Source organism: Ancylobacter mangrovi, assembly GCF_024752335.1.
Classification (GTDB): domain Bacteria; phylum Pseudomonadota; class Alphaproteobacteria; order Rhizobiales; family Xanthobacteraceae; genus Ancylobacter; species Ancylobacter mangrovi.
Window position 1 is genome coordinate 756,930 of record NZ_JANTHY010000002.1, and the last position, 14,156, is coordinate 771,085.

A 14,156-nucleotide genomic window follows, 5' to 3' on the forward strand; every position below is an offset into this window, starting at 1 on the left:
CAGGCACAGACCATGCGGACGCCGCGGGACGAGAGCGTCAGCGCCCGCCCCGGACGCGCCTCCGCCTCGCGGACGGCTTCCGGCAAGGGCGCCGGCGCGTCGGCCAAGCTCGGCGGCAAGGCGTCGGGCAAACCGGCATTGGGCAAGTCGGGCGGCAGCGCCGGGGCGCGCGCCGCCCGACGCGCGGCGCGTGAGCCCTCGGCGGCCGATCGCCGATCCCTCGCCCGCATGGGCGCCTTTCTCCCGGAGGAGGTGCGCGGCGCGCTGCGCCGGCGGCTCGCCGAGCTGGTGGGCCTCGTGCTGCTCGTGGTCTGCGCGCTGCTGTTCGTCGCGCTCGCGACCTGGTCGGTCAACGATCCGAGCCTCTCGCGCTCGAGCGATTCGGCGCCGGCCAACCTGCTCGGCCTTCCGGGCGCGGCGATCGCCGACCTGCTGATGCAGCTCTTCGGCGTCGCCGCGGTGGCGGTGGTATTGCCGATGGGCATCTGGGGCTGGCTGATCCTGACCCATCGCCGTCCGCGGCGGGGACGGGCGCGGCTCGTCGCCGGCATCGTCGGCATCGTCTGCGCCGCCGGCTTCGCCGCCTGCCTGCCGCGCTTCGGGGCGTGGCCTCTGCCGAGCGGGCTCGGTGGGGTGATGGGCGAGGCGGTGCTCGCCGTGCCGGACGCGCTGCGCTCCACCTGGCTCAGCGGCTTCGACTACGCGGTGGTCGGCGGGATCTGCCTGTTCGGTGCCGTGATCGGGCTGCCGATCGCGGTCGGCATCGGGCTGAAGGCACCGGCCGGGCCGGAGGACGAGGACGTCTTCGAGGCCGACGACGATGACGAGGGCGACGAGGAGACCGGCCGCTTCGGCGTCGCGCTCGGCATGGCGACCCACTGGCTGCTGTCGCTGAAGGCCCGGCTGATGCCGGCCCGCGCCCGCCGCACCTATGGCGCGTCCCGCCCGGGCATCTCGGCGCGGCTGCGCGGCCTGTCCGGCCTCGACGAAGAGGAGGAAGGCTTCGCGCGCGGCGGCCGGATGGAGCCGAGCTTCGGTGCCGCCGAAATCGAGGACGAGGAGGAGTTTGCCGGCTACGCGTCCGACGATACGCCGTTCGACGAGGATGAGGAGGAGCCGCCCGCGCCGCCGCCGAGCCGCTCGAAGCGCCGCCCGCCGCTGCGCTCGATCAAGGGCGGGCGCGCCATGGCGGAGGAGGCGCGCCGGCGCTACCAGCCGCCGGGGCTCGACCTGCTCACGGCGCCGGCCGGCCGCGCCGGCCCCGCCCTGCCCCGCGACGTGCTGGACGACAATGCCCGCGACCTCGAGGGCGTGCTGGAGGATTTCGGCGTGCGCGGCGCCATCGTCAATGCGCGCCCCGGTCCGGTGGTTACGCTCTACGAGCTGGAGCCGGCGCCCGGCATCAAGTCGAGTCGCGTCATCGGCCTGTCGGACGACATCGCCCGCTCGATGAGCGCCATCTCCGCGCGCGTGGCGGTGATCCCGGGCAAGAACGCGATCGGCATCGAGCTGCCCAACCCCAAGCGCGACAAGGTGCTGCTGCGCGAGATCCTGTCCTCCAAGGACCTCGGCGAGGCCGCCTACAAGCTGCCGATCGCGCTCGGCAAGACCATTGGCGGCGATCCCGTCATCGTCGACCTCGCCCGCATGCCGCACCTTCTGGTGGCCGGCACCACCGGCTCGGGCAAGTCGGTCGCCATCAACACCATGATCCTGAGCCTGCTCTACCGTCACCGGCCGGAGCAGTGCCGCCTGATCATGATCGACCCGAAGATGCTGGAACTCTCGACCTATGAGGGCATCCCTCACCTCCTCACCCCCGTCGTCACCGACCCGAAGAAGGCGGTGGTCGCCCTCAAATGGGCGGTGCGCGAGATGGAGGAGCGCTACAAGAAGATGTCGAAGGTCGGCGTGCGCAACATCGACGGCTTCAACGCCCGCGTCATCGAGGCGATGGCGAAGGGCGAGACGATCGTGCGCACGGTGCAGACCGGCTTCGACCGCGAGACCGGCGAGGCGATCTACGAGCGCGAGGAGATGGACCTCTCCCCGCTGCCCTACATCGTGATCGTGGTCGACGAGATGGCCGACCTGATGATGGTCGCCGGCAAGGAAATCGAGGGTGCGATCCAGCGCCTCGCCCAGATGGCCCGCGCGGCCGGCATCCACCTCATCATGGCGACGCAGCGTCCGAGCGTCGACGTCATCACCGGCACCATCAAGGCCAACTTCCCGACCCGCATCTCCTTCCAGGTCACCTCGAAGATCGACAGCCGCACCATCCTCGGCGAGATGGGCGCCGAACAACTGCTGGGCCAGGGCGACATGCTCTACATGGCCGGCGGCGGACGCATATCGCGCGTCCACGGGCCGTTCGTCTCCGACCAGGAGGTCGAGCGCATCGTCGACCACCTGAAGACGCAGGGCGCGCCCGACTATGTCGAGGAGGTCACGGCCGACCTCGACGGCGAGGGCGAGGACGGCGCTGTGTTCGACAAGGGCTCATTCGGCGAGGAGGGAGGCGATCTCTATTCGCAGGCGGTGGCGGTGGTGATGCGCGACAAGAAGTGCTCCACTTCCTACATCCAGCGCCGGCTGCAGATCGGCTACAACCGCGCCGCCTCGCTGGTCGAGCGGATGGAGCATGAGGGGCTGGTCGGCCCGGCCAACCATGCCGGCAAGCGCGAGATCCTGATCGAACCGACCGGTGCCGACGAGCGTTGATGGCGTGCCGACAGCCGCGCGTGCCGGCCGCGCCCGCCCGGCCGGCGCCGGGTTGACGTTGCGTCCATGCCGGCGGTGCGGGCCACAGGATCGCCACAGCGGGCCGCTACCGGCTAGAAAACCTTGACGATGGATTTCGACGATTCGCGCCGTGCGCGCCAGCGAGAGGGCCTCATGCGCCATTTGCTCACCGCCTGCGCAGTTTCCTGCCTGCTGGCCGCCGCGGGCTTGCCCGCGCATGCGCAGGTGCCCCCGCCCTTCGCCCCGCCGAAGAAGCCGTCGGCGGCGGTGATGGCGCAGAGCACGCCGGCCAAGCCGAAGGCGCAGGTTCAGGCTCAGGCGACCGCCGCCGCGCCGGGCGCCGACCCCAACATCCAGATGTCGACCGTCGCCGGCCAGGGCGCGGCGGCGAACACGGTCCAGCGCATCAACCAGTACTTCAACAGCTTCAAGGCGATGAGCGGCAATTTCGTGCAGGTCGACCCCGACGGCACCCGCCGCCAGGGCCAGTTCTACCTGCTGAAGCCCGGCCGCGTGCTGTTCGAATACGATCCGCCGAGCCCGATCGAGCTGGTCGCCGACGGGCGCTCGGTGGCGGTGCGCGACAAGCGGCTGAAGACGCAGGACATCACACCGCTCTCGGCGACGCCGCTGCGTTTCCTGCTGGCGGAGAACTTCAACCTCGCGCGCAACGCCAACGTCACCGGCGTCTACCAGGACGACGTGTTCGCCACGGTGGTGCTGGAGGAGAAGCAGCCGATGGTCGGCACCTACCGGCTGATGATCATGTTCGACGCCAAGACCATGCAGCTCAAGCAGTGGACGGTGACCGACCCGCAGGGCTACGACACCACGGTCGCGGTCTCGAACCTCAACACCGCGGACCGTCCCGACCCGATGCTGTTCGTCATCAACCGCGATTGACGCCGAGGCGGTCATTCCAGCAGCCTGACGGGATGACCGACGAGAAAGTGGATATTGCCCAGGTCTGGCAGGCCGGTGCGTGGCTTTGCATCGGCATAGAGGACGCACTGCGTCATCGTCCCGAACGCATGCGGTGCCGCGAATGCCATGGCCGCGTCCGCGCCCACAAGGAGGGGACGACCGGTCAGCGCGCACATTTCGAGCATCGCGTGGCCCATCCGGGATGTTCGCTCAAACGGTCCACATTCTCCGGTCACCGCTCACTTCATCCCGACGCGCTGGATTGATATTGAGGGGAACCTGTTCCTCCATCGCGGTCGCCTGATGCCGCGTCCGCAAAGGTTCCGCCCTCCGTGCCGCTCTCCATCGCCACCTGGAACATCAATTCGGTGCGCCTGCGCATCGAGCTCGTCGCCAAGCTCGCCCGCGAGCACCAGCCGGACGTCATCTGCCTGCAGGAGACCAAGACGCCGGACGACCGCTTCCCGCTGAAGGACGCGGCGAAGTTCGGCTATCCGCACGCGGCGATCCATGGCCAGAAGGGCTATCACGGCGTCGCCATCCTCTCGAAGCGACCGTTCGAGAGCGTGAGCCGGCAGGGCTTCTGCGACATGGGCGACGCGCGCCACATCAGCGCGGTGCTGGGCCGCGAGGCCGGGCTCGACGCGCCGCTGACGATCCACAATTTCTACATCCCGGCCGGCGGCGACATTCCCGACCCGGCGGTCAACGAGAAGTTCCGCCACAAGCTCGCCTTCCTCGACGAGGCGACCGCGTGGGAGGCGCTGCATCCGCTCGCGCCCGGCGCGCGCTCGATCCTGGTCGGCGACCTCAACATCGCGCCGCTGGAGACCGACGTATGGAGCCACAAGCAGCTTCTCGACGTGGTCAGCCACACGCCGATCGAGGTGGAGAAGCTCGGCGCGCTGCAGGCGGCGGGCGGCTGGGTCGATGTGATGCGCAACTTCATCCCGCCGCAGGACAAGCTGTTCACCTGGTGGAGCTACCGCGCCGCCGACTGGGCGGCCTCCAATCGCGGGCGCCGGCTCGACCATGTGTGGGCGAGCCCGGCCCTGGCGCCGGCAGCCACCGGGCTCACCGTGCTTCGCGAGGCGCGCGGCTGGGAGCGCCCCTCCGACCACGTGCCGGTGATCGTGAACCTCGATGCGTGAGGGCGCGCGGGCGGGCTCGCCTTTGGCGGAGGCTCGTTATAGGTTGCGCCAGACGTCGTCCCGCCGCCCGCTTCGCCGCCAGACCGAGGATCCTTCCTTGACCCGCCGCCTCCTGTCCCGCCCATCCCGATACCTCGCCGCCGCGCTCGTTCTCGGCGGGGCGCTGGCGCTCGGCGGCTGCGGCGTCAAAGGCCCGCTGGAGCCGCCGCCGGATTCGCCGATGGGCCATCCCGGGCCGGACGGCAAGATGCCCAAGGACACCGGGCCGATAAAGCCGGACAAGCCCTTCATCCTCGACGGCCTGCTCTGATCGGCGCGCCCCGGCCATGCACCATTTCGCCTATCGCGACGGCATCCTCCACGCCGAGGATGTGAACCTCGCCGACATCGCCCAGGCGGTCGGCACGCCGACCTATGTCTATTCGAGCGCGACGCTGGAGCGACACCACCGGGTGTTCACAGAGGCGTTCGAGGGCATGAACACCACGCTGTGCTACGCGGTGAAGGCCAATTCCAACCAGGCCGTGATCCGAACCTTCGCCCGGCTCGGCGCCGGCGCCGACATCGTCTCCGGCGGCGAGCTGAAGCGGGCGCTGGCGGCGGGGATGGCGCCGCACCGGATCGTGTTCTCCGGCGTCGGCAAGACACGCGAGGAGATCGCGGCCGCGCTCGACGCCGGCATCATGTGTTTCAACGTCGAGAGCGAGCCGGAGCTGCTCACCCTCTCCGAGGTGGCGGTCAGCCACGGCGTCGCCGCGCCGGTCTCGATCCGCGTCAATCCGGACGTCGACGCCCGGACCCACCACAAGATTTCGACCGGCAAGTCGGAGAACAAGTTCGGCATCCCGGTCTCGCGGGCGCGTGAGGTCTATGCCCATGCGGCGGCGCTGCCGGGCATCCGCATCACCGGCGTCGACATGCATATCGGCAGCCAGATCACCGATCTCGGCCCGTTCGACAACGCCACCGCGCTGCTCGTGGAGCTCGCCCGCGACCTGCTGGCGGACGGCCACCCGCTGACCCATCTCGATCTCGGCGGCGGGCTCGGCGTGCCCTATGTCGCCGGCGAGCCCGAGCCGCCGCTGCCGGCCGCCTATGCGGCACTGGTGAAGCGCCATACGCATAATCTCGGCCTCGGCCTGGTGTTCGAGATCGGCCGCATGCTGGTCGCCAATGCCGGCATCCTGCTGACCCGCGTGCTCTATGTGAAGGAAGGCGAGGGCAAGCACTTCGTCATCGTCGACGCGGCGATGAACGATCTCATCCGCCCCACCCTCTACGACGCTCATCACGAAATTTTGCCCGTGCGCTCGCCGGTAGAGGGGCAGGGGCAGATGGTCGCGGATGTGGTCGGGCCGGTGTGCGAATCCGGCGATTTCCTGGCGCTGGGGCGGCGGCTGCCGGCGCTGCGCAGCGGCGACATCGTCGCGGTGATGACCGCCGGCGCCTATGGCGCGGTGCAGGCCTCGACCTACAATACCCGCCCGCTGGTGCCCGAGGTTCTGGTGAAGGGCGGACAGTTCGCGCTGGTACGCCCGCGCCTCGACGCCGATGCGCTGATCGCGCTCGACCACCTGCCCGGCTGGCTCGCCTGAGGCTGCTGCCGGCCGCCACATTTGCCGCGCCGGGCGATCACGATCTGATTATCGATTGGGCGCGCCCGCGAAAGGGGCAGGGCTGGCGCCCTTCGCTGCGCATGCTAAGCTGACGTTGGGGCTGGTGTGCGGTTCAGGGTCGGAGGACGATCGCGTGACGGCGGCACCGGAAGGACAGTCGGAAACCGGCGGCGACATGCGGGCCGAGGATTGGGTGCGCGCCGCGATCCGCCGCGCCGAGAAGCGCATGGACGCGGCGCAGCAGCGCGCCTATGCCGCGATCCTGTGGGAGCGGAGCTGGCCGGCCATCGCGGCCGTGGCGGCGGCGCTGGGCGTGTTCCTCATCGCTTCCTGGCTCGGCCTGTGGGTGGCGCTGACGCCGCTCTGGCGCATGGCGCTGCTCGTGCCCTTCGCGCTGCTCGTCCTCGCCGCGCTCATTCCCGCATTCCGCATCCGCCCGCCCTCGGCCGCCGAGACGCTGGCCCGGCTCGACCGCACCAGCCGGCTGCCGCATCGCCCGGTCACCGCGCTGGCGGACCACCTCGCCACCCGGCCGGACGACCCGGTGGGCGCCGCGCTGTGGCGGGCGCATGTGACGCGCGCCTCGAACCAGCTCGGCAGCCTCAGGGCCGGCCTGCCCTCGCCGCGCCTCGCCGCGATCGACGGGCGCGCCGTGCGGGCGCTGGTGCTGCTGGGCGTGGTCGCCACCTTCTTCATGGCGCCGGGCGACCATCTCCGGCGCATCTCCGCCGCCTTCGACTGGCAGACGCCGGTGCCGCCGGTGCCCTACCGCATCGACGCCTGGGTGACGCCGCCGGGCTATACGGCGCGCCCGCCGGTGATGCTGCCGGGGCTGCGCTCACTGGACGTCGCGCAGAACGCCAACGCCGCCAACGCCGCCAGCGCCGCCGAGGCGCCGTCCGACCCCTCCACCCCGTCCTATGACGCCGCCGCGCTCACCGTGCCGGCCGGCAGCGAGCTGGTGGTGCGGGTGACCGGCCCGATCACCGCCCAGCCCAGCGTCGAGGGCGGCATCGCCCCGGCGGAAGAGGCCAAGGCGGAAGAGAAGACCGACGGGAAGACGGGCGAAGAGAAGGCGGCGGATGCGACCGGGAAGGACGCCAATGCTGCGACTGCCGCCGCGACCGCGGCTTCGAGCGCGACTTCCTCGTCCGGGAGCGGCCGCACGGCCGCCAACGAGCATCATTACCTCATCAAGGCCGACGGCTCGGCGCGCATCACCGGGCCGGACGGGCGCGTCGTCGCCTGGCACTTCCGTGCCGTGCCGGACGAGCCGCCGAGCATCGAGCTCACCCGTGAGCCGCAGGCCTCCGGCCGCACCGGGCTGATCCTCGCCTACAAGGCCGAGGACGATTACGGCGTCGCCGCCGCCGAGGCGACCTTCGCCGCCGTGCCGCCCGCCCCGCCGCTGCATGCGCTGAGCAACGCGCCGGCGAAGCCCGCCGCGCGCGTGCTGGTCGACCCGCCGAACTTCCCGCTGCCGCTGTCGGGCGGGCGCGGCAAGGTCGCCACCGGGCAGACCACGCGCGACCTCACGGAGAGCCCGTGGGCCGGTACCCGCGTGACCATGACGCTGACCGCGCGCGACCAGGCCGGCAATGTCGGCATGTCGCGCCCGCGCCGCTTCGTGCTGCCGGAGCGGCTGTTCACCAACCCGCTCGCCCGCGCGCTGATCGACGAGCGCAGCCGCCTCGCCCTCGACGCCAACCAGCGCGAGCGGGTGGAGGCGGCGCTCGACGGCCTCGCCATCGCGCCCGACCGCTTCACCCCCGACGCCTCGCAATATATGGGCCTGCGCACGGCCTACTGGCGGCTGGTCAACGCGAAGACCGACGATGATCTGCGCGGGGTGGTCGACTATCTGTGGGAGGTCGCGATCCGGATCGAGGACGGCGACCTGTCCGATGTCGAGAAGCGCCTGCGCGACGCCCAGCAGGCGCTGCAGAACGCACTCGAGAACAACGCCAGCGACGACGACATCAAGCGCCTGACCGACGAGCTGCGCCAGGCTATGCAGAAGTTCATGCAGGAGCTGGCCAAGGAGGCGATGCGCAATCGCGACCAGGCCGACAGCTCCCAGCCGATGGACCCCAACACCCGCTTCGTGCGCCCGCAGGACCTGCAGAAGATGCTCGACCGCATCGAGCAGATGGCCCGCAACGGCGCGCGCGACGCCGCGCGGCAGATGCTGAGCGAGCTGCAGAACATGCTCAACGGCCTGCAGGCCGGCCGCCAGCAGCAGCGCCGCGGCCAGAGCCAGATGTCGCAGGCGATGGACCAGCTCGGCGACATGATCCGCCGCCAGCAGCAGCTGCGCGACCGCACCTTCAAGCAGGGCCAGCAGGGTCAGCAGGGCGAGAACGGCCAGCAGGGTCAGCAAGGCCAGCAAGGCGAGCAGGGGCAGAACGGCCAGCAGTTCGGTGACCTGCGCCAGAGCCAGGAGCAGCTCCGCGAGCAGCTCCGCCAGCTTCGCGAGAAGATGGAGCAGGCCATGCGCGGCCGCCAGCCCGGCCAGCAGGGCGAGGGCCAGCAGCGCGAACAGGGCCAGCAAGGGCAGCAGGGCCAGAACGGCCAGGGCGGCATGCCCGGCGAATCGGGCCTCGGCCAGGCCGAGCAGGCGATGCGCGAGGCCGAGGAGGCGCTCGGCCAGGGCGACGGCACCGGCGCCGTCGACGCCCAGAGCGAGGCGCTTCAGGCGCTGCGCCGCGGCGCCCAGCAGATGGCCGAGGCGATGCAGCAGCAGGAGGGCGGCCCCGGCGGCCAGCCGGGCGGTCCCTCCGGCGAGATGGCCGAGCGCAACGACCCGCTCGGCCGGCCGCTGCGCTCGCGCGACTATGGCGATGACGTCACCGTGAAGGTGCCGGACGAGATGGACATGCAGCGCGCCCGGCAGGTGCTGGAGGAGCTGCGCCGCCGCTTCAGCGACCCCTCGCGCCCGCGCCTCGAGCTCGATTATCTCGAAAGGCTGCTGCACGATTTCTGATCGACCGCGCGTGCCGGGCGCATGGGCGGTCGCCGCGAGGCCGGCCGTCCGGCGCCTCGGGGAAGCGTGCGGAGCGCCGGCGGGGGTCGGCCGGGCATGGCCGGCATCCGCCCGGCATTCGCCATGCCTGCCCCTTCATGCGTCGAACGCCCGCCGCGTCGCCCGCCCCTTGGCTCGTCACCGGGGCCGGGGTGCGGGGGTCAGCCTTCCTGGCCGGGGATGTGGCCGATGAAGGGAAGCTGGCGGTAGGCGTGGGAGACGTCCATGCCGTAGCCGACCACAAAATAGTCCGGGCACTCGAAGCCGACGAAATCGGCGTCCACCTGCACCGCCCGCTTCTGCGGCTTCTCCAGCAGCACGCACACCATCACCCGCCGCGCCCCGCGGGCGGCGAGCAGGTCCTTGGCGAAGGCGAGCGTGCGGCCCGATTCGAGGATGTCGTCGATCAGCAGCACGTCGCGCCCGCGCACGTCGCTGTCGATGTCGCGCAGCACCGTGACCTGGCCGGAGGAGACCCGCGCGTCGCGGTAGCTCGACAGGGTGATGAACTCCACCTCCGGCGCCAGCCCGGCGGCGTGCATGGCGCGGATGAGGTCGGCGGCGAACACGAAGCTGCCCTTCAGCACCGCGATCACCACGAGCTTCTCGGGCTTCGCCGCCACGATCTCGGCCGCCAGTTCGCGGTTGCGCGCGGCGATGGTCTCCGCGTCGAACAGCACCTCGATATGGGCGGCCTCGGCGGGAGAGGCGGCCGCAGAGGGGGCGGATTCGGCGGGCGTGCCAGCAGGACGGTCGGTCTTGTCGCTCATCTTTCTCCCCGTCGGCATGGGCGGCCCGATTCCGGACCGCGCTTTTGCCGGGCACCATGACCGGCCGATGTCGCGCCGTCCAGTTGCCGCTCTTTTGCGCGCCCGCTTTTGTCGCGCCTTGGGCAGGCTATGTTAGAAGCCGCGAGCAGAGTGAATCGCCGTGCTGCCGACCGCGTGCCGGCAGCGCCCCGCCGCAGGCCATCCTTGGGGAACAGCCTTGGTTCGTTTCGAGAATGTCGGTTTGCGCTACGGCATGGGCCCGGAAGTGCTGCGCGACGTCACCTTCGGCATTCCGCCGCACTCGTTCCAGTTCCTCACCGGCCCCTCGGGCGCGGGAAAGACCACGCTGCTGCGGCTGATGTTCCTGTCGCTGCGCCCCACGCGCGGGCTGATCAACATGTTTGGCCGCGATGCGGCCAAACTCGCCCCCGATGAAACGGCGTCGATGCGCCGGCGCATCGGCATCGTGTTCCAGGATTTCCGCTTGCTCGACCACCTCACTACCTATGAAAATGTGGCGCTGCCGCTGCGCGTGCAGGAGCGCGAGGAGGCGGGCTATCGCGCCGAGGTGCAGGAGCTGCTGCAATGGGTGGGCCTTGGCGAACGCATGCACGTGCTGCCGCCGGTGCTGTCGGGCGGCGAGAAGCAGCGCGCCGCCATCGCCCGCGCGCTGATCAGCCGGCCGGAGATCCTGCTGGCGGACGAGCCCACCGGCAATGTCGATCCCGGCCTCGCCCGGCGGCTGATGCGGCTGTTCCTCGAGCTGCACAAGAGCGGCACCTCCGTGCTCATCGCCACCCACGACATCGCGCTGATGGACCAGTTCGACGCGCGCCGGCTGGTCATCCACCAGGGACGATTGACGGTCTATGATTGAGGCGACCTCTCCACAACAGCCCGACACCCCGCTCCGCCCCCTGCGGCTGCGCCTGCGCCGCGCCGACGCGCACCCGGACGAGCATCCCCGCTCCGGCCGCTCGATCGTGCCGCGCGCCAGCGTCACCGCCAACGCGCTGGTGGCGGTGGTGGCGATCATGACCTTTCTTGCCGGCATCACCATCGGCAGCGTCGCCGCGGTGCGCACGGTCGCCGCCGACTGGACCTCCGACATCGCGCGCGAGACCACGATCGAGATCAAGCCCGGCGACGGGCTCGACGTGGCTGCCGCGCTCAGCCGCGCCGTCGCGCTCGCCCGGCAGACGCCCGGCATCGCCGACGCGCGCGCGCTCGACGAGCGCGAGACCGCCGACCTGCTGGAGCCCTGGCTCGGCTCCGGGCTCGACGTGTCGAACCTGCCGGTGCCGCGCCTCGTGGTGGTGACGCTCGGCCCGGATGCCGGGCGCCAGACCATCGCCGACCTGCGCGCCAGCCTCGCGAACGAGGTGCCCTCGGCGAGCCTCGACGACCACCGGCAATGGACCGAGCGGCTCTCCTCCACCGCGCGCACGGTGGTGGTGATCGGCCTCGCCATACTGGCGCTGGTGGGGGCGGCGACGGTGCTGTGCGTGGTGTTCGCGACCCGCGCGGCGGTGGACGCGGCGCGCGGCATCGTCGAGGTGCTGCATTTCATCGGCGCGCGCGACACCTTCATCGCCCGCGAGTTCCAGCACCACTTCCTCACTATCGGCTTCAAGGGCGGCGCGATCGGCGGCGGCGCGGCGATGGCGCTGTTCTTCCTCGGCTCGACGCTGCCGGGCTGGCTCGCCGCGGGCGACCCGGCCGACACGCTGATCGGCGCCATGCGGCTCGACCCGCGCGGCTATGGCGGCATTCTCGGCGTCGCCGTGCTGGTGGCGCTGGTGACGGCGATCACCTCGCGGGTGACGGTGTTCCGCACCCTGCGCGGCATCAGCTAGGCGACGTCTTCGTGTCCCGCACCGACCCTCACGATCCCGCCGGCACGCAGGCCCCGCTGCGGCGCGTCCGGCGTCTCGTCCGCGCCGCACTGGTGCTCGTGGTCGCCGCGCTGGTGTCGGTGCTGGCCGGCTTCGCCCTGTTCGTCGCCAGCCTGCAGGGGCGGGAGGCTCAGCCGACCCGCAGCGCCGACGGCATCGTCGTGCTCACCGGCGGGGCAGAGCGCATTCCCGACGCGACGATCCTGCTCGCCCAGCACCGTGGCCAGCGCCTGCTCATCACCGGGGTCCATCCCAGCACCACGCTGACCGAGATCGGCCGCGCCGCGCAGGTGCCCGACGACGTGCTCAAATGCTGCGTCGAGCTCGGACGCTCGGCGCTGAACACGCGCGGCAACGCCATCGAGACCGCGCAATGGGCGCGCGAGCGCGGCTTCCACTCGCTGCTCGTGGTCACCTCCTCCTGGCACATGCCGCGCGCGCTGGTGGAGCTGCGCCGCGCCATGCCGGACATCGAGCTGGTGCCGTTCCCGGTGGTGGCGCGCGAGGACGAGGAGAAGGGCCTGCGCAGCACGCTGGCGAGCGCGCGGCTGCTGTTCGGCGAATATGTGAAGTTCGTCGGCACCTGGCTCGGCGTGCGCTCCTGGCCGGCGCTGGCGCCGCAGTCCGGCATCTCGCGGTCCTGAAGCGCGCGATCCCAAACGCGTGCGGTTGCAGCCGGCGGACGGGAACAATCGGCGGCATCGCGGATTCACTTCAATGAAACCATTCTGGCGCATTGACGTCATCCACAGATGTTCTAGATTTGTTCCCATGATGACACACGACATCACCTATGGCGATTCGCTCACCGACGACGGCCCGCTGCGCGCGGCGGACACGCTGCTGGCGCGCCGCTTCCGGCTCTGGCGCGGCCCGGACGGGCGTCGGCAGGTCTATTCGGTCTATCCCGTCGAGGACGCGCCGGACTATCCGGACGCGGTGGCGATGGCGGTGCGCTCGGAGAACGGGCGCTGCGTTCCGCTATGGTCGGGTCCGGCCGGGGCGAAGGCCCGGCTGATGGCCCGGGTCATGGGCGCGCAGGAGATCCATCTGCGCATCCTGCCCGAGACCGAGAGCGGGTCGCTCGCGCCGTCCTGAGCACGTCGCCCTGACGCGCTCGCTTCCGACACGCGCTGTCCTCACGTATGCGCCGCTGCGACGCGGCGCATGGCTGGATCGCGGCACAGGGAGCCGAGGGATCGTTTCGGTACCGGTCCGATTGCGCCCGCGCGGCTCACAGCCGCTGCGTCAGCCAGTCGATCTCCGCGTCCCGGATGCCGAGCTCGGCGAGGTGACGCGCGGTGGCGCTGACATAGTCGGTGTTCGGCCCGCCCACGCCATGGCCCTGGCGGATCAGGTGCAGGCGCTCGTCCGGGCTCAGCCGGCCCGCATACTGGGCGTGGCCGCGATCGACCAGGAAGGCGACGGCCGGCACGGTGCGCGCGCTGCCGTCCTTCAGCCAGACCCGGCGCACCGCCTCGCGATAGATGTTGGTCACCTGCTCGCGCTCGCGCAGATAGGCGAGCGTCGCCTCCGCCTTCGCCGCCGCGACGCGGAAGGCGATGCCGACGCAGGCCCCGCCGCGGTCGAGGCCGAGCACCAGGCCCGGCTTTTCCGGCGTGCCGCGCCAGTGCACCGAGAGTACGCAGAAGGAGCGGTGGGCGCCGATCAGCTTGCCGGTCACCCGTTCCTCGAAGTCGAAGCCCGGGTTCCACATCAGCGAGCCGTAGCCGAACACCCACAGCTCGCCCGCGCCCGAGCCATCGGCGGCAGCGGGGTCGATGTCAGCGGGAAGGATGACGTCCATGGCGGCGGGACCAAAATCGGGTTAAGGGCTTCGATAAGGAAACGCAGCCCTGCCGTCGCACGAGCCGGCCATCGCGCGCAAGATGCCGCGCGGCATGCCGGGCGGGGGGGCACGATGCCCGGCTGCGCTCCGCCGGTCCACGATCCGCCCACGGGCACAGCGCAGTCCGTGCGCCGGCCCCGGGGGCGGTCCCGCCACGCCATATGCGCGCCGCACCGGCATAGGA

The 14,156-nt window shown here is 71.1% G+C and carries 13 protein-coding genes; 11 read left to right on the forward strand and 2 right to left on the reverse strand.

What is annotated here, in order from left to right:
* Window positions 1-228: 228 nt before the first annotated feature.
* The 7 genes from NVS83_RS09390 to NVS83_RS09420 all read left to right on the forward strand — a co-directional run bounded on the left by NVS83_RS09390 (window position 229) and on the right by NVS83_RS09420 (window position 9,419).
* On the forward strand, window positions 229-2,724 hold the full coding sequence (locus NVS83_RS09390; protein ID WP_258739135.1) for a DNA translocase FtsK: 2,496 nt from the start codon (window positions 229-231) through the stop codon (window positions 2,722-2,724).
* Between the two features lie 129 nt (window positions 2,725-2,853).
* Window positions 2,854-3,648 (forward strand): LolA family protein, encoded by a 795-nt coding sequence (locus NVS83_RS09395; protein ID WP_258739055.1) that lies wholly within the window; start codon window positions 2,854-2,856, stop codon window positions 3,646-3,648.
* Window positions 3,649-3,680: 32 nt separating this feature from the next.
* On the forward strand, window positions 3,681-3,935 hold the full coding sequence (locus NVS83_RS23595; RefSeq protein WP_502550526.1) for a hypothetical protein: 255 nt from the start codon (window positions 3,681-3,683) through the stop codon (window positions 3,933-3,935).
* Between the two features lie 66 nt (window positions 3,936-4,001).
* Window positions 4,002-4,820: an exodeoxyribonuclease III gene (locus NVS83_RS09405; protein ID WP_258739057.1), complete on the forward strand. Its 819-nt coding sequence runs from the start codon at window positions 4,002-4,004 to the stop codon at window positions 4,818-4,820.
* A gap of 97 nt (window positions 4,821-4,917) precedes the next feature.
* Window positions 4,918-5,130 carry an LPS translocon maturation chaperone LptM gene (lptM, locus tag NVS83_RS09410; RefSeq protein WP_258732266.1) on the forward strand — a complete coding sequence of 71 codons (213 nt, stop codon included), beginning with the start codon at window positions 4,918-4,920 and terminating at the stop codon, window positions 5,128-5,130.
* A gap of 16 nt (window positions 5,131-5,146) precedes the next feature.
* On the forward strand, window positions 5,147-6,415 hold the full coding sequence (gene lysA, locus NVS83_RS09415) for a diaminopimelate decarboxylase (protein WP_258739058.1): 1,269 nt from the start codon (window positions 5,147-5,149) through the stop codon (window positions 6,413-6,415).
* A 154-nt stretch (window positions 6,416-6,569) separates the two neighbouring features.
* Complete coding sequence (locus tag NVS83_RS09420; protein WP_258739059.1) at window positions 6,570-9,419, forward strand: TIGR02302 family protein; 2,850 nt, start codon at window positions 6,570-6,572, stop codon at window positions 9,417-9,419.
* A gap of 200 nt (window positions 9,420-9,619) precedes the next feature.
* Here NVS83_RS09420 and hpt read toward each other — a convergent pair whose 3' ends face one another.
* Window positions 9,620-10,228, reverse strand: coding sequence for a hypoxanthine phosphoribosyltransferase (gene hpt / locus NVS83_RS09425; RefSeq protein WP_258739060.1), 609 nt, complete (start codon window positions 10,226-10,228; stop codon window positions 9,620-9,622).
* Window positions 10,229-10,445: 217 nt separating this feature from the next.
* Between hpt and ftsE the strand changes: the two genes are divergently transcribed.
* From ftsE to NVS83_RS09445, 4 genes are all read left to right on the forward strand, one after another.
* Entirely contained in the window at window positions 10,446-11,105 is a 660-nt protein-coding gene (gene ftsE / locus NVS83_RS09430; RefSeq protein ID WP_258732272.1) for a cell division ATP-binding protein FtsE, read from the forward strand.
* Window positions 11,098-12,084, forward strand: coding sequence for a cell division protein FtsX (locus tag NVS83_RS09435; protein ID WP_258739061.1), 987 nt, complete (start codon window positions 11,098-11,100; stop codon window positions 12,082-12,084). Before ftsE ends, NVS83_RS09435 begins: the two co-directional genes overlap by 8 nt.
* Window positions 12,085-12,095: 11 nt before the next feature.
* Window positions 12,096-12,767 carry a YdcF family protein gene (locus tag NVS83_RS09440; RefSeq protein ID WP_258732274.1) on the forward strand — a complete coding sequence of 224 codons (672 nt, stop codon included), beginning with the start codon at window positions 12,096-12,098 and terminating at the stop codon, window positions 12,765-12,767.
* A gap of 127 nt (window positions 12,768-12,894) precedes the next feature.
* The gene (locus NVS83_RS09445) at window positions 12,895-13,221 is read left to right on the forward strand and encodes a hypothetical protein (RefSeq protein WP_258732275.1); all 327 of its coding nucleotides are present in this window, start codon (window positions 12,895-12,897) and stop codon (window positions 13,219-13,221) included.
* Window positions 13,222-13,357: 136 nt separating this feature from the next.
* Here NVS83_RS09445 and NVS83_RS09450 read toward each other — a convergent pair whose 3' ends face one another.
* On the reverse strand, window positions 13,358-13,930 hold the full coding sequence (locus NVS83_RS09450; RefSeq protein ID WP_258739062.1) for a gamma-glutamylcyclotransferase: 573 nt from the start codon (window positions 13,928-13,930) through the stop codon (window positions 13,358-13,360).
* Window positions 13,931-14,156 lie beyond the last annotated feature (226 nt).

What these genes read in the sequence shown, in the direction of transcription:
- NVS83_RS09435 (WP_258739061.1), top strand. Translation starts at nt 11,098, where the DNA reads ATGATTGAGGCGACCTCTCCACAACAGCCCGACACCCCGCTCCGCCCC.
- NVS83_RS09395 (WP_258739055.1), top strand. Translation starts at nt 2,854, where the DNA reads ATGGATTTCGACGATTCGCGCCGTGCGCGCCAGCGAGAGGGCCTCATG.
- NVS83_RS23595 (WP_502550526.1), top strand. Translation starts at nt 3,681, where the DNA reads ATGACCGACGAGAAAGTGGATATTGCCCAGGTCTGGCAGGCCGGTGCG.
- NVS83_RS09390 (WP_258739135.1), top strand. Translation starts at nt 229, where the DNA reads ATGGGCGCCTTTCTCCCGGAGGAGGTGCGCGGCGCGCTGCGCCGGCGG.
- NVS83_RS09450 (WP_258739062.1), bottom strand. Translation starts at nt 13,930, where the DNA reads ATGGACGTCATCCTTCCCGCTGACATCGACCCCGCTGCCGCCGATGGC.
- NVS83_RS09445 (WP_258732275.1), top strand. Translation starts at nt 12,895, where the DNA reads ATGATGACACACGACATCACCTATGGCGATTCGCTCACCGACGACGGC.
- hpt (WP_258739060.1), bottom strand. Translation starts at nt 10,228, where the DNA reads ATGAGCGACAAGACCGACCGTCCTGCTGGCACGCCCGCCGAATCCGCC.
- lysA (WP_258739058.1), top strand. Translation starts at nt 5,147, where the DNA reads ATGCACCATTTCGCCTATCGCGACGGCATCCTCCACGCCGAGGATGTG.